Source organism: Bacillus sp. Je.9.29.b, from assembly GCF_051129925.1.
GTDB lineage: Bacteria > Bacillota > Bacilli > Bacillales > Bacillaceae > Bacillus > Bacillus safensis.
On the sequence record NZ_JBCPSO010000003.1, the window covers coordinates 77193 to 92002 of the forward strand.

General features: G+C 39.9%; 16 protein-coding genes and 1 other annotated feature. Of the genes, 14 read left to right on the forward strand and 2 right to left on the reverse strand.

The annotated features are described in order from the left end of the window. Positions 1–11 precede the first annotated feature (11 nt). Together AAZR19_RS06600 and AAZR19_RS06605 are read left to right on the forward strand one after the other, a co-directional pair. Positions 12–1202 (forward strand): S1C family serine protease, encoded by a 1191-nt coding sequence (locus AAZR19_RS06600; protein ID WP_395894774.1) that lies wholly within the window; start codon positions 12–14, stop codon positions 1200–1202. 68 nt (positions 1203–1270) lie between these two features. Beyond that, positions 1271–1735, forward strand: a complete 465-nt coding sequence (locus AAZR19_RS06605) for a GNAT family N-acetyltransferase (protein WP_065215015.1) — start codon at positions 1271–1273, stop codon at positions 1733–1735. Positions 1736–1775: 40 nt separating this feature from the next. Here AAZR19_RS06605 and AAZR19_RS06610 read toward each other — a convergent pair whose 3' ends face one another. Both AAZR19_RS06610 and AAZR19_RS06615 read right to left on the reverse strand, forming a co-directional pair. Continuing rightward, on the reverse strand, positions 1776–2657 hold the full coding sequence (locus AAZR19_RS06610) for an ABC transporter ATP-binding protein (RefSeq protein ID WP_434702654.1): 882 nt from the start codon (positions 2655–2657) through the stop codon (positions 1776–1778). Then, complete coding sequence (locus AAZR19_RS06615) at positions 2658–3347, reverse strand: ABC transporter permease subunit (protein ID WP_025093692.1); 690 nt, start codon at positions 3345–3347, stop codon at positions 2658–2660. 192 nt (positions 3348–3539) lie between these two features. After that, positions 3540–3810, forward strand: a binding site (T-box leader). Positions 3811–3921: 111 nt separating this feature from the next. Between AAZR19_RS06615 and AAZR19_RS06620 the strand changes: the two genes are divergently transcribed. The 12 genes from AAZR19_RS06620 (at position 3922) to AAZR19_RS06675 (ending at position 14715) form a co-directional block, all read left to right on the forward strand. After that, positions 3922–4782 (forward strand): SAM hydrolase/SAM-dependent halogenase family protein, encoded by an 861-nt coding sequence (locus AAZR19_RS06620; RefSeq protein ID WP_024427616.1) that lies wholly within the window; start codon positions 3922–3924, stop codon positions 4780–4782. 14 nt (positions 4783–4796) lie between these two features. After that, the gene (locus AAZR19_RS06625; RefSeq protein ID WP_024424020.1) at positions 4797–5354 is read left to right on the forward strand and encodes an ECF-type riboflavin transporter substrate-binding protein; all 558 of its coding nucleotides are present in this window, start codon (positions 4797–4799) and stop codon (positions 5352–5354) included. Positions 5355–5373: 19 nt separating this feature from the next. Further along, positions 5374–7089, forward strand: a complete 1716-nt coding sequence (locus AAZR19_RS06630; protein ID WP_434702657.1) for an ABC transporter ATP-binding protein — start codon at positions 5374–5376, stop codon at positions 7087–7089. Then, positions 7080–7907, forward strand: a complete 828-nt coding sequence (locus AAZR19_RS06635; protein ID WP_434702659.1) for an energy-coupling factor transporter transmembrane component T family protein — start codon at positions 7080–7082, stop codon at positions 7905–7907. The genes AAZR19_RS06630 and AAZR19_RS06635 overlap by 10 nt, the downstream gene beginning before the upstream one ends. Before the next feature lie 161 nt (positions 7908–8068). Continuing rightward, on the forward strand, positions 8069–8239 hold the full coding sequence (locus AAZR19_RS06640) for a CxxH/CxxC protein (RefSeq protein WP_082580702.1): 171 nt from the start codon (positions 8069–8071) through the stop codon (positions 8237–8239). Between the two features lie 80 nt (positions 8240–8319). Next, complete coding sequence (gene rlmH, locus AAZR19_RS06645) at positions 8320–8799, forward strand: 23S rRNA (pseudouridine(1915)-N(3))-methyltransferase RlmH (protein WP_056766716.1); 480 nt, start codon at positions 8320–8322, stop codon at positions 8797–8799. 66 nt (positions 8800–8865) lie between these two features. Continuing rightward, positions 8866–10311, forward strand: coding sequence for a hypothetical protein (locus AAZR19_RS06650; RefSeq protein ID WP_041106733.1), 1446 nt, complete (start codon positions 8866–8868; stop codon positions 10309–10311). 729 nt (positions 10312–11040) lie between these two features. Next, entirely contained in the window at positions 11041–11343 is a 303-nt protein-coding gene (locus AAZR19_RS06655; RefSeq protein WP_025093701.1) for an ArsR/SmtB family transcription factor, read from the forward strand. Positions 11344–11480: 137 nt separating this feature from the next. Further along, positions 11481–12647 (forward strand): MFS transporter, encoded by a 1167-nt coding sequence (locus tag AAZR19_RS06660; RefSeq protein WP_041106727.1) that lies wholly within the window; start codon positions 11481–11483, stop codon positions 12645–12647. Between the two features lie 66 nt (positions 12648–12713). Beyond that, entirely contained in the window at positions 12714–13562 is an 849-nt protein-coding gene (locus AAZR19_RS06665; RefSeq protein WP_434702662.1) for an MBL fold metallo-hydrolase, read from the forward strand. Between the two features lie 149 nt (positions 13563–13711). Next, entirely contained in the window at positions 13712–14302 is a 591-nt protein-coding gene (locus tag AAZR19_RS06670; RefSeq protein WP_041106723.1) for a Crp/Fnr family transcriptional regulator, read from the forward strand. A 71-nt stretch (positions 14303–14373) separates the two neighbouring features. Further along, entirely contained in the window at positions 14374–14715 is a 342-nt protein-coding gene (locus AAZR19_RS06675; RefSeq protein ID WP_041106767.1) for a darcynin family protein, read from the forward strand. The last annotated feature ends 95 nt before the right edge of the window (positions 14716–14810 follow it).

The following is a 14810-nucleotide window of genomic DNA, read 5'->3' on the forward strand; positions in this document are numbered from 1 at the left end:
AGGAAGGAAACATAGTGGATTATCGCGATGTAGAGTGGAAGCCGAGACGAAACAGAAAAGGATATTTTCTTTCTGGTTTGATCGGTGTATTGGTAGGAGCTTTTTTAATGGGATTCTTTTTCCCCTATGTATCTGGACAGAGCGGCAGTCCCTTTGGATGGCAGCAGAACGGTGATGGACAAGCATCACAGGGTCCTTTAAAGACGGTGAATGTGAACGTCAATGATGCTGTCACAAAAGTGGTGTCTAATATGTCAGATACGGTGGTCGGCGTCATTAATATCCAAAAGTCGAGCTTTTGGGAGGAAGGCGGAGAAGCAGGCAGCGGGTCAGGTGTGATTTATAAAAAAAAGGGTGACACGTTTTATATTGTCACAAACCATCACGTCATTAAAGGCGCCAACCAGCTTGAAGTGAGCCTCCATGACGGGACAAGAATTGGTGCCAATCTTGTCGGCAGCGATCAGCTTATGGATTTAGCTGTTCTCACTGTCAAAAGTGATAAAATCAAGAAAACGGCAGCCTTCGGTAACTCAGATCATGTGAAGCCGGGTGAGCCAGTCATCGCCATTGGAAATCCATTAGGGCTTGAATTCGCAGGGTCTGTCACACAAGGAGTCATTTCAGGCACAGAGCGTGCAATCCCTGTTGACTCAAATGGAGACGGACAGACAGATTGGAATGCAGAGGTACTGCAAACAGATGCCGCCATCAACCCTGGAAACAGCGGTGGTGCCTTGATCAATATGGACGGAAAGGTGATCGGCATTAACTCAATGAAGATTGCTGAATCAGAGGTAGAAGGAATCGGGCTGTCTATTCCAGCGAATCTGGTCATTCCTGTCATAGAGGATTTAGAGCGCTACGGAGAGGTAAAGCGTCCGTATCTTGGCGTCGGCATGAAATCATTAGCGGATATTGCGAGCTACCACTGGCAGGAAACGTTGAAACTGCCATCTAAGGTTACCTCTGGGGTCGTTGTCATGAGTGTTGAGCCGTTATCTCCAGCAGGAAAAGCGGGAATAAAAGAGCTGGATGTCGTGACCTCCTTTGATGGCAAGAGTGTACAGAATATCGTGGATCTTCGTAAGTACTTATATCAAAGGAAGGTCGGCGACAAGGTAAAGGTGCAATTTTACCGAAGCGGGAAGAAAAAATCAGCAGAGATCAAACTTTCTCAAACCGACCGATATGGCGGCTAACCAGTTCCAGTAAGGGACTGGTTTTTTTGGCATGACTGACATATGATGAAGAAAAGGGGGTTGTACGATTGGTTACACTACAACGGATGTCACAAACCGATTACGATGTATTGATGGAGAAGGCCATTCAGCGGTACGCGGAAGAAAAGGTACTCGCAGGAACATGGAAGAAGGAAGAATCACTTGCGAACGCAGAAGAACAATTTGACAGGCTTCTTCCAGAAGGACTTCAGACAGAGCATCATGAGCTGTGGAATTTCTTAAATGGAGATGAAGCGATTGGCTGGGTTTGGCTTTGCTATGACCCGAATCACCCGCAGCACGAAGGATTTATTTATAACTTTATTTTGTTTGAAGCTTATCGAGGAAAAGGCTTTGCAAAGCAGGCCATTGCTGCATTAGAGGAGCAGGCAAAGTCATTAGGTGTGCAAAAACTCTCGCTCCATGTCTTTGCTCACAATCAAATCGCCCGTTCGCTGTACGAGAAAACAGGATTTGCAGAAACCGGTATCTATATGAGTAAACCTTTATAAAAAAAGAAGAAGTACCGTGCAGAAAGCGTACGGTACTTTTTTATGAGGACATCATGGCATCCTGAGCCGTGACTCTGTATAAATCGACTTTACACTTCACGAAAGCGCGAATGATCGCTGGAACTTGAGCTTCTGAACGAATTAACAATGAGGTCTCGTCATCACTGATCACAAGATCTGTTCCGACAGTTTGTAGGTACTGCGTGAGAACAGGTTTCACCTCATCATCAATCCATGCATGCTTGAAGGTTGCACGTATGTTTGAGGATGTGATGGTTTTCTCTTGAGGATGAGTATGTGGGGACACTAATTTTCCTTCAGAAATGAACGCCGTTTTGGTACAAATACTATTGGTGAACCTTGGGCGGTCAGCAGTTAAAAAGACGGTTTTCCCTTCATCCTTTAATGTTTCAATGACCCGCTGGATGTGCAAGATTGAATCTGCATCAATATCGGCAAAAGGTTCGTCGAGTAAAATAAATTCCGGCTGATGGGCGATGGCCTGCGCCATTCCAAGCCGCTTTTTCATACCAGGTGTGAAGGCACCGACCTTCTCCTGATGATCATGATGTAAACCGACAAATTCGAGCAGTTCTTCATAATCACTTGTTTTCTTGCGTGTTCCGGTGATTTTTGATAAATAGGCAATATGCTCAAGAGCCGTAAGACCTTCATATAAATCCGTATATTCTGGCAGAACACCGATATGCTGTCTCACTTTTTTTAGCGAAGGCTTATTCATCACTGTAAACGTACCAGAGGTAGGGCGGGAGATGCCGGTAATGATATTGAAAAACGTCGTCTTACCAGATCCCTTTGGTCCAATGAGTCCGAAGATATCGCCTTGATTGACATCAAGATTAATATGGTCTATTGCGACTTTTGTACGATATTTTTTTGTGAGCCCTTTTGTATGAAGCATCTACACATCCCTCCTTTGAAACAGCAGTGCAGTTCCAATGAGTAAGATAACGGTCAATGCCGTGTTCATTAGGACATAGGTCAGCGGTTCACTCCAGCGCGCATAATAATAAGGCGTCATATATTGGAACCAATGAATCATTCGTTCTGAAGAAAGAACAGAAATCATACTGACGATTGGGAAAAGAAAGGAAAATAACATGCCGACAAACATTGATTTCTGCGGTGTTGGAAAGAGCATGGACAAAAATAAAGCACATGAGATCCCGACACTGATAAAGGTTAAGATTTTTAAGGCATCTGAGAACAGAAAACGGTGTGAAATCACCATATTCAGGACATATGTCGTCATAATACAGCTAAGCCAAAACAGCATCAGTCCAAGATATTTCCCGATGATAATGTTCAAACGGGTTGTTTTACTGACGAGAAAACGAATGGTTTTCAAATGAATTTCGCGGCTCAAAATATCATGAGACAACAAAAAAATAAGGAAGAAACCAAATAAAGACATCACCAGTTCATTCCCAATAGAATAAGGATCCTTTGCCAGTTCCCATTTTTCCTGATGAGCAGCGATAAACGGAAGACTTGAAACAAAAGTAGATAAAATGAAAATAATAACAATTGTTAAAATAGATTTTGTGCTTTTGAAGAGCTGCTTAAACTCATTCATACAGATGGTCCACACACGCTGTACCTCCCTTCACCTTTATTATACCCCTAGAAAAGAAAGACACCATATCTCGCTCTTTAACATTTGTTTAAATTTCATAAAAAGAAGACTCTTCCAGCACCAGTTGACTCATTTTTAAAAATGTTCAGAAAAATATCTTGATTTATCAAAAAACATCATGTATGATAGCTTTAATTCAAGATAACTATACAGGCAATGACGAGAGAAAGTACAATCATCAATTTTTCCACAGAGAGCTTCGGCAGCTGAAAAGAAGCAAAAATAATGATTCGAAAAATGGTCTCTGAGCCTCGTGCTGAACATATCTATGATATTAGTAGGTGACGACGAGAGTTGGTACTCGTTATCAAAACCACAGTATATGAGCCAGATTGGAGCTTTGTACTTGTAGAGGCTGTTTAGCGCGAGCAAACAGTAAATAAAGGTGGTACCACGAGACAAATACCTCGTCCTTATGATTCAAAGATAAGGATGGGGTATTTTTTATTGTCCACTTTTTTTCATACAATTGTTCAAATGTTCCACGTGAAACACCACATCCATTTTTTCAAATGAAAGGGAGATTGACATGAGTGAACATGCATTGGTTTTACAATCAGATTTCGGCATTGATGATGGGGCTGTCAGTGCAATGTACGGAGTGGCAAATACGGTCAGCAGCAGCATCCGCATTTTTGATTTAACACACAATATTCCGCAGTATGACATTTGGGAGGCTTCTTATCGCCTGCTTCAAACCGTCACATACTGGCCTGAAGAGACGGTATTCGTTTCTGTCGTTGACCCGGGCGTTGGATCAGAGAGAAAAAGTCTTGTCGTCAAAACGACAAGCTCACACTATATCATTACCCCAGATAACGGGACACTGACGCACGTTGCCCAGGATATTGGCATTGTGGAAGCCCGTTATTTAGATGAAACCATTAACCGGCTGCCAAAGTCGGGAAAATCACATACATTCCATGGGAGGGACATTTACGCTTATACAGGGGCGAGAATTGCATCAGGTGTGATTTCTTTTGAAGAGGTTGGGCCAAAGGCAAATATTGATGATATTATCCATCTCCCAGTCGTACAGGCTTATGCCGAAGAAGATGTGATCACAGGGACGATTGATATTTTAGATGTGAGATTCGGAAACCTATGGACAAACATTCATCACACGCTATTTGAACAGCTTTCAATTAATTATGGGGATGCAATAGAAGTTACCATTGCCAACGGGCCGAAAAATGTGTATAAAAATATCATGACCTATGGACGATCTTTTGCCGACTTAAAGGTAGGCGAACCACTCGTATATGTCAATTCACTCGACCATTTAGGCGTGGCGATCAATCAAGGGTCATTTGCAAAGGCTTATAACATCGGCACAGGCACAGGCTGGCGCCTTTCGATTCGCAAAGCTCCGCGCATTATATACGAATAAGAGGAGGATACATCATGGCAGGAAAACAACTTTCAACGAAAACTGTCGTTGCCATTGGCATTGGCGCAGCCGTCTTTGTCATTTTAGGACGATTCGTCTCTATTCCAACTGGTATTCCGAATACACAAATTGAAACCTCATACGCATTCCTTGCATTAATGGCCGTTCTATTTGGTCCTGTTGCAGGCGCACTGATTGGTTTTATTGGCCATCTCATTAAAGATGCGACCACATTTGGCCCTTGGTGGAGCTGGATTATTGTATCGGGTGTCGTCGGTTTATTGATCGGCTTTATTTCTAACCGTTTAAAAGTAGAAGAGGGAGACTTCGGCTGGAAGAAAATCACGCTCTTTAACGCCGTACAAGCAGGCGCACAGGCATTAGGCTGGTTTATCATTGCTCCTGTACTCGACATTGTGATCTATGCAGAACCTGCGAACAAAGTGTTTGTTCAAGGCATCGTGGCAGGGATTTCAAACATCATCACAGTCGGTGTACTAGGAACCATCATCATTGCAGCTTATGCGAAAACGAGAAGCAAAAGCGGCAGCCTATCGAAAGAAACATCATGAAGCAAGGTGGAACACATAAATGAAGAAACCGATGATTCAATTCGAACATTTCGGATTCAAGTATCGCAGTCAGGCAGAACCAACATTAAAGAATATCAACCTGACGATCTATGAAGGAGAAAAAGTTCTCATCGCAGGCCCGTCTGGATCGGGAAAAAGCACACTAGCCCATTGTATCAATGGGCTAGTTCCTGCGTCTTATAAAGGTTCTATGGAAGGAAGTCTTCACATCGGCGGGAAAAATGCAGAGAAAGAAAACATTTTCTCCCTCTCACAGCTTGTCGGAACGGTGCTGCAGGACCCTGATGGACAATTCATCGGGCTGACCGTTGGAGAAGATATCGCGTTCACGCTTGAAAATGATCAAGTCACACGAGAAGAAATGAAAACACGTGTTAAGGAAGCAGCTAGATTAACAGAGGTAGACGGCAAGCTGGCATCGTCCGTGCATGAGCTGTCAGGCGGACAAAAACAACGTGTCGCCATTGCGGGTGTACTTGTCAACGATGTCGACATTTTACTGTTTGATGAACCACTTGCAAGCCTTGATCCCGCAACAGGTAAAGAAGTCATCGACCTCATTGACCGGCTGCAAAAACAAACGAAAAAAACCATTGTGATGGTTGAGCACCGATTAGAGGACGTCCTCTTCCGTCATGTGGACCGCATTATCGTTATCAATGAAGGAACGATTGCAGCGGATATGACACCAGATGAATTGCTCGCCTCAAACGTATTAGAAGCGGCGTATTTGCGTGAGCCTTTATATGTTAAGGCGATGAAATATGCAGGCATTCCGATTGCACCGGGAGATCAGATCGCTGATTTACAGCGTCTCACCTTAGACGACGAGGCAAAAGAGAAAATCGAACAGTGGATGGAGGCATCTGAGCCATCAGTAGAACAGATTGCAGCACAGGATTTACTAGAAGTGCGCGAGCTGAGTTTTGATTATCCAACAAGACCAAACACGCTGAGCAACATCTCTTTTACCGTCAAAAAAGGAGAAATGATCAGCATCGCAGGAGCCAATGGCGCAGGCAAGACGACATTATCTAAGGTGCTCTGTGCATTTGAAAAACCAACGAAAGGGTCCATTCTTTTAAATGGTGATGACATCACAGGAGATACGATCAAACATCGCTCTGAACAAATCGGCGTCGTCATGCAAAACCCAAATCAAATGATTTCAAAACAAATGATCTTTGATGAGGTGGCACTCGGTCTCGTTTTAAGAGGCGTAAAGGAAGACGAGATCAAGGAACGTGTGGAGCGGGTTCTGAAAGTGTGTGGACTGTATCCATTTCGGAACTGGCCGGTCTCAGCCCTTAGCTTTGGACAGAAAAAACGCGTCACCATCGCGTCAATTCTTGTATTAGAACCAGAAATCCTCATCCTAGACGAACCAACCGCAGGACAGGACTTTAAACATTACACAGAGATGATGACGTTTTTAGAGCAATTAAATCAGCAGGGAGTCACGATCTTCATGATCACCCATGATATGCACTTGATGCTCGAATACACAACAAGAACCATTGTCATTTCAGATGGAGAAAAAATCGCAGATGATACACCAGCCAAAGTGCTGACAGATCAGCTGCTTGTCCAAAAGGCGAGTTTAAAGGAAACGTCGTTGTATGAACTGGCGCTGAAAGCAGATTGGCCGAATCCAAATGAACTCGTGGAACGCTTCATTGAGGTTGACAGAAAGGAACGAATGACATGGCTGTAGACATGCTGTCCTATATCGATCGCCCGTCACCGATTCACCGGCTGACAGGTGCAACCAAACTCATTTGCTTTATCCTCTGGTCATCCGCAGCGATGCTCACGTATGATACAAGCGTATTAGTGTTTATGCTAGTTGCTAGTATCGTATTCTTTCAGCTATCGAATGTACGATTTCGTGATATTTCCTTCGTGGTGATTGTCCTGGCGATTTTCCTAGTGATCAATAACATCGCCATTTACATCTTTGCGCCCCAGCAAGGTGTCGCCATCTACGGAGCGAAGCATGAATTGTTTCATATTGCCGGCTGGTACAATGTCACACTTGAACAGCTTTTCTATCAATTGAATATTACACTCAAATATGTGACCGTGATGCCAGCAGCGCTTTTATTTATTGTGACAACAAATCCAAGTGAATTCGCCTCATCTCTCAGCCGAATCGGTGTCAGCTACCGGATTTCGTATGCTGTAGCGATTGCTCTGCGCTATATTCCGGACATTCAGCGGGATTTTCGAACGATCGCGATTTCTCAGCAAGCGAGAGGCATTGATTTATCGAAGAATGAAAAGCTGGGAAAACGGATCAAAAATGCGCTGTCGATTGTGATGCCGCTGATTTTCTCCAGCTTGGATCGGATTGAAACGATCAGCAATGCGATGGAGCTGCGCGGGTTTGGAAAGCATAAAAAGCGCACATGGTTTACGGCGAAAGACTTTCAAAAAGCAGATTATGCTGCGTTATTGTTTGTTGGTGTGGTGCTGATCGTGTCGCTAGTGATTACATTTGTTAGAGGAACGAGATTTTATAATCCGTTTTGATAGAAGGAAGCCTTCACAGGAGTGGGGGCTTTTTTTGGTTTGTGGATAAAAGGTGGAGGAAATGGTAAAAGACTATTAACATGTGAATAAATCGGTTATATTGGACAATGAGCGAAACACTTGTGAATAACCAGAGAACATATTGGAGGAATCAGAAACTTATGAACAAAACATTTTATGCGTGTGCAGAACACATAGAAACCGTATTAGACATGTACATAGATAATCACGAAACGCCGCCGGAATTCAGAAAAATCGAACATACACACAGTTTATCCACAACCTGTGAATTGTGCGATGAACCTGCAATATATATAGTGGGGAACGAATGATCGGACACAAAATACACAAATTTTATCCACAATTGTTGATAACTTATATGAATAACTTGTTCTTAAGGTGGGGATGACCTGTGAATATATCAATTATCACAGTAGGAAAATTAAAAGAGAAATATTTAAAGCAAGGCATAGCCGAATACACAAAACGATTACAAGCCTATGCGAAAATCGAGATCATTGAACTCGCGGACGAAAAAGCACCCGAGAATCTCAGCGATCAAGACATGAAAATCATCAAAGACAAAGAAGGCGAACGCATCCTAAGCAAAATCAACCCAGACGCCCACGTCATCGCCCTCGCCATCGAAGGAAAAATGAAAACTTCCGAAGAATTAGCCGATACAATAGATAAGCTGGCAACATACGGAAAAAGCAAAGTATGTTTCGTCATAGGTGGATCCCTTGGCCTAAGCGATGCCGTCATGCAGCGTGCGAATGAGAAACTGTCGTTTTCGAGGATGACGTTTCCGCATCAGTTGATGAGATTGGTGTTGGTGGAGCAGGTTTATCGGGCGTTTCGGATTGTTCGGGGGGAGCCTTATCATAAGTAGATGAGGTTTTTGACGAAATATATATAATCTGATGTAATAGAGTTCTCATTATAAGGGGGGATGAATATGGAACATGATATTCGTTTAAAAATTATAGATTTGAATTTGGGTTTTAAAATACTAAAGAAATTTGAAGATAATTGGATTTATATAAAGATGGTATCTCATACTTCTAAAAACTCGAGTAATTGTGCCTATTTTAAATTTAAGCTGAAGGATTTTATGCTCTTAGATGATGATATATTTTTTTATGGGAATGAGGATGAGGATAGGCTGTATTTAAACAAAAGCGGAATTGTTCAAACTGAATGTTCCCCTGAAGAAGATGAAATTCTTTTTAAAATAGCTTCCTCCGATGGAGTTATAGAGGTGTTTATAAAAAAATATCTTCCTATCTTAAACGTTAGGTTAGATGAATTAACTAATCCGAATAAAAATATTATTATTACAGAAGGACAAACAGACTGGAAACATTTAAGATATGCTTTAAAAAAGTTAAATGAAAATGGAATGTTTGAAAGCTTAGATATTGAATTTTTTGAACCTGATAAAAAAACTCAGATGGGGAACGATAAATTAAAAAAAATCCGTGATTATCATGCTTTATTAGAGAATGAATATTGTAAAATATTTATTTTTGATAGAGATGCTGATGATATTAATAGTGAATTTGGAGATGCTGAAGTATTATATCATGGGAACAACGTGTATTCTATGTTGTTACCAGTACCAGAGCATCGTAAAGACACACCAAATATTAGTATCGAACATTATTATTTCGATAAGGATTTATTTAGAGAAGATAGTAATGGAAGAAGACTATATATGGTAAAAGAATTTGATAAAATTACAAAAAAACATCTACTGATTCCTAATTTATATGCACTTAAGATAAATAAAGAGTCAAACGATATAGGTATTTTAGATTATAAAATTATGAAGTATGAAGAACAAGAAGTGGATTTATCCAAAGTAGCTAAAGATGGACAAAATATTGCATTAAGTAAAAGCAATTTTATTAAACATATTGAAAATGGAGAATTTAAGGGAGTTAATGTAGGGGCATTTTCATCAGTCTTCACAATGATTGAAGATATATTAAAAGATTATTTACAAAATAAAGCTGGAGAAATAGAGATAAGTAAGGGTGCGTATCTAAAAAAGTATCCTACAGGATTAAGTACATTATCTTTATTTGCAGAGGCTCCAAAAGAATTATTAACTCTTTATAAAGGTACAAATCTAGTAAGCGTTGGACCTGTATTACTAGAAAATCATAATAAATTGATACTCGAAATTGAAGCATTGATTAATGAAGAATGGCATCAAATTATACAATTTCCTTTAGATATTACTCCCTACTTAGTGGATTTTATAATGAAGAAAAATAAGAATAGATTTAATCGTATAGAGTTTCATTTGTTTAGCCCCGATAGAGAAATAAGGTCTTCAAGAGAAATCTTAAAAGATGAGATCTCTGGAACTATTCTATTAAGAGCGCTAAATTTGTAAAAAAATTCGTTAAATAGATCATGAACGTTTTAAAATGTCAGATCGACTCGATAGTTTTAATGTGAAGGATAAAGATATATTAGATACTCTGTACACAGATTATTCGAAATTAATTCATCATATTACTAGTACTCAAAGTGATTTGCTAAACTTTACACAACTAGCTAAACTAGATGCAAATTTAATTGAAAATATAATTGAAATTGTAGAACTTTTAAATTCTATATATACAAAAATGTACTTACATTTATTGTTAAAGATGGGAATTTGGATTTAGCATCAACATTAATTCTTGAAAAAATGTGCAAGACTCTTTTAAAAATGTGTTAAAGGGCGAGAGTTTTATCATATAAAGTATAAAGCAGTGACTATCATTCGAGATAGGAGCTGCCTTTATTTATTAGCCATCAATTTTATACATCCTTTAACCTTCTGTGGAAGATTTACAGATAAAACCTCACTTTGGTGTATTACGGAGAGCCGTATCATAAGTAGGTGAGGGATGAGAAGAATAAATTCATCTTTACAAGCCGCAAAAAAGTACTCTAACCCTTTCTCATCAAACATCTCCATTTCCAGCAGTAAAGAAGCTATAGGGTTTTTCCTATCCCCGCAAAAAAACGCGATTAAGCCTAAAGCGGCGAGAAATTACCTAGGAAAACAGAAAGTTGTAAGGGATCTCAAACAACACATGTTGACATATCGTTATTTATCGATATAATGGTTTGTATGGAGCCAATAGAAGTTTTCAAAGCCTTATCCAATGAATCCAGATTGCAAATTTTACAATGGCTAAAGGAACCTGATCGTCATTTTACGCCCCATGAAGGGATTGATATGAATACTACAGGGGTATGTGTTAGTCAAATAACAGATAAATTGAAAATGACGCAATCAACAGCATCTCAATACCTTTCAATTTTACTACGAGCTGGATTAATTACAACAGAGCGTATAGGTAAATACACGTATTATAAAAGAGATGAAAATGCCATAAAAAAAATTGCTGAGATTCTAGAAAAAAATATTTAATAAATGAACTGAATTCATACATCAGAATTCAGTTTCATTTATTAAATACAAATCGACTTATCGTAATATGTTTTTTTGTCCATACATATTAACAATTCTAGATATGTAAATGTATTATATATAAGGAGTGATCTACATTGTCAAACACTGTAAAGATTTACATTTTAGCTATTGTAAGTTTTTTAGTTGGTACATCAGAGTATATCATCTCTGGTATTTTGGATAATATTTCAGAATCATTAGGAATTACAATAGCTGCAGCTGGCCAGTTAATTACGATTTTTTCTCTTGTGTATGCCATCTTCACCCCAGTATTAATGGCTTTAACATCGGGAATGAATAAACGCAAGTTAATGTTATTTTCACTTAGCGTTTTTATTCTAGGTAATATTCTGGCATTCATCCTCCCTGGGTATCACTTATTTATTGTGTCAAGAATTATTATGGCTCTTGGAGCGGGGATGGTCGTAGTTACTGCATTAACAATTGCTGAAAAAATTGCACCAAAAGGTAAGCAAGGTACCGCTATTGCTACAGTAGTAATGGGATTTACAGCATCATTGATCATTGGAGTCCCACTGGGCAGAATGACTAGTGATTTCTTCGGTTGGAAAGCTGTATTTGGAGGAATAGCCTTACTCGGATTATTAGCCATGGTGATAATTTCTCTTACGATTCCAAAAATCCAAGGGGATAAACCTGTACCTTTAATTCAACAACTCGCTCTTTTTAAAAAACCAAAAGTAGTGTTGGGATTAGCCATCACCTTTTTCTGGCTCGGTGGTTATTCAATTGCCTATACCTACCTATCCCCTTACCTTTTAAATATATCAGGTGTAAGCAGCAAATTGCTGAGTGGAGTTCTCCTCGTATTCGGGATTGCTAGTCTTGTTGGGTCAAAGTTTGGTGGATTTAGTACCGATCGATGGGGTGTGAATTTTACTCTGATTAGTGGAATGACATTACATGTCATCATGCTCATATTGCTCTCACTAGTTACGCATTCTTATGTTGGAGTATTGCTCATTTTAATATTATGGTCATTTGCTGCATGGTCTTCTGGCCCGACTCAACAATATCACTTAGCTACAATGGAGCCAGAGTCATCAGGTATACTATTAGGTCTAAATCAGTCAATGATGCAATTGGCGATGGCTGCAGGTGCAGCTATTGGAGGTATCTTTGTAGAGAAAGTTTCTCTATCTTCCGTTACTTGGGCAGGGGCTTTAGGCGTTGCAATCGCGATCATTGTAACAATATTGGCTTCACGTGCTACTTCGAGTAATGAAATTCGCTATACTTAAACAGTAGAACGATGGGAAAAAACGTGATTCAATTTAAAAAATAATGACAGAAAGTAGGAAGCACCTTTGCACTCAATTAAAAAAATAGGTCGGAGTTTTTGGTACATCACACCAGTATCACTTACCGACCGCCCCATCCTAGGCATGGTCGTGGGCAATAACAAAACCTTAATGATCGATGCTGGTAACTCGGAAGATCATGCCAAATACTTTATCAAAGAAACCTTAAAACACGAGAACGCCATGCCCGATCTAGTTCTCCTCACGCATTGGCATTGGGATCATATTTTTGGTCTGCCTGCTCTGCCTGATACGGTTTCAAATGCTTCTGCACAGACAAGAAAGGAAATGGAGAAGCTTGTTCCGTTTTCGTGGTCAGATGAGGCGATTGATGAGCGGGTGAGGGAAGGAACGGAGATTGAGTTTTGCGCGAAGGCCATCAAAGAAGAATATAAGAATCATCGAGATATTCAGGTGGTTTTACCGGATGTCACGTTTGACCGTCGGATAGAGATTGATCTTGGCGGGGGCACTTGCATCGTGCAGCATGTTGGAGGCGATCATGCTGCTGATTCAGTGATCGTGTATGTGAAAGAAGAGAAAATCCTTTTTCTTGGTGATTGCATTTATCCGAAAATGTATGCCGAGAAAGTACATTATACGGTGAAGGAAACGTTGCGTCTTTTAGATGAGTTAGATGCTTTTGATGCCGATACGTATATTCCTTCACACCAAAGACCGTGGACAAAAGAGGAGTTTCGTCAGGAAACAGATAAGCTTCGAATGATTGCGAAACTCACTGATCAATGTGGTGGAGATCAGCAGAAAATCACAAAAGAATATCAAAATGACGTGAACAGAGAACTGAATGAAGATGAATTAGAAACCATTGCTTATTTTGTAAATGGGTATTAAATAAACACTAAAAAAAGTCTCATTTGAGTAATTTCCCTCAAACGAGACTTTTTTTGCATCACGTATTGTGACAGACTTATTTTGAGCATTGATCATAAAAACAATCCCCAAGTAGGCTTGAGTTTTCCTTATTAGGAGGTAAAAAACAGATGGGCAAAATAACTGACCCTTACGACACTTTCAAAACCAAAATATCCAAGTATCCAATCGAACAAAATCATTGGCAAGCCTTCAAAGATGGAACAATGATTAAACAATTAAAAGCGGGTACATGCATGATCAAGGCTGGCGATCAGGTGAAGCATGCTTATTTCTGCATAACGGGGCTCTTCCGTCTCTTCTATTTGTTACCGGATGGAAGGGAGTACAACGTGGCTTTTACGTTGGAAGATGATTTTGCTACTTCTTATGCAAGTATGATTAACGGGCAGCCATCTCCTTATTCGATTGAAGCGATGGAGGATTCTATCGTGATTGAAATTCCGTATGATCTGCTTCAAATGTTGATGGATAGAAGTCATATGTGGGAGCGGTTTGTGCGGGTTAGTGTGGAAAGGCTGTATACGAGAAAGGAAGAGCGTGAGAGGGAACTGCTATATTTGCCCGCAATTGAGCGATATCAGGCGTTTTTATTGAAATATCCCGGGTTACATCAACGTATCGCTCAATATCATATTGCCTCATATATTGGTATTTCTCCGGTTTCGCTGAGCAGGCTGCTCCATCCTGCTGAACATTAACCTATGTTAATGCACATTCTCTAGATCTGACGTACAATCATCACAAACATAGAAGAATCGGGGGTATGATGATGAAATATATGATGGTTGTTTTATTAGAGTTCTATCCATCTTGGCTTGCTTTGCCACGAGAGGAGCGAAGAACCCATGCGGCATCGCTGCAAGAGTTGATGCAGAAATATAAAGAACATGTGACGGTGCGCTTTTTTGATGCTGAAGCTCTTCCAGGTAAAGATTACACAGATTTTGTTATATGTGAAACGGATGACCTAAAATCCTATCATTTTATGTGGGAAGAGATTAGAGATTCTATTCCTTACACAAGTGGTTATGTCAAAATTAAAGAAGTCATCATGGGAATGGAAAATGCTTTTCAAACATATGAAAAAGAATCTCTGAAAATGAATCAGTAATCGAAAACCACCTGCTATCAGGTGGTTTTTTGTACATTCTATTTTTTGGTATAATCAGAGGTAATGTAAGAACGGATAAATTTTTGAACATAATC

Excerpts from the sequence above, each read along its gene's own strand:
- AAZR19_RS06630 (WP_434702657.1), top strand. The coding sequence starts at position 5,374 with ATGAAGAAACCGATGATTCAATTCGAACATTTCGGATTCAAGTATCGC.
- AAZR19_RS06635 (WP_434702659.1), top strand. The coding sequence starts at position 7,080 with ATGGCTGTAGACATGCTGTCCTATATCGATCGCCCGTCACCGATTCAC.
- AAZR19_RS06650 (WP_041106733.1), top strand. The coding sequence starts at position 8,866 with ATGGAACATGATATTCGTTTAAAAATTATAGATTTGAATTTGGGTTTT.
- AAZR19_RS06655 (WP_025093701.1), top strand. The coding sequence starts at position 11,041 with ATGGAGCCAATAGAAGTTTTCAAAGCCTTATCCAATGAATCCAGATTG.
- AAZR19_RS06675 (WP_041106767.1), top strand. The coding sequence starts at position 14,374 with ATGAAATATATGATGGTTGTTTTATTAGAGTTCTATCCATCTTGGCTT.
- AAZR19_RS06670 (WP_041106723.1), top strand. The coding sequence starts at position 13,712 with ATGGGCAAAATAACTGACCCTTACGACACTTTCAAAACCAAAATATCC.
- AAZR19_RS06625 (WP_024424020.1), top strand. The coding sequence starts at position 4,797 with ATGGCAGGAAAACAACTTTCAACGAAAACTGTCGTTGCCATTGGCATT.
- AAZR19_RS06610 (WP_434702654.1), bottom strand. The coding sequence starts at position 2,657 with ATGCTTCATACAAAAGGGCTCACAAAAAAATATCGTACAAAAGTCGCA.
- AAZR19_RS06640 (WP_082580702.1), top strand. The coding sequence starts at position 8,069 with ATGAACAAAACATTTTATGCGTGTGCAGAACACATAGAAACCGTATTA.
- AAZR19_RS06620 (WP_024427616.1), top strand. The coding sequence starts at position 3,922 with ATGAGTGAACATGCATTGGTTTTACAATCAGATTTCGGCATTGATGAT.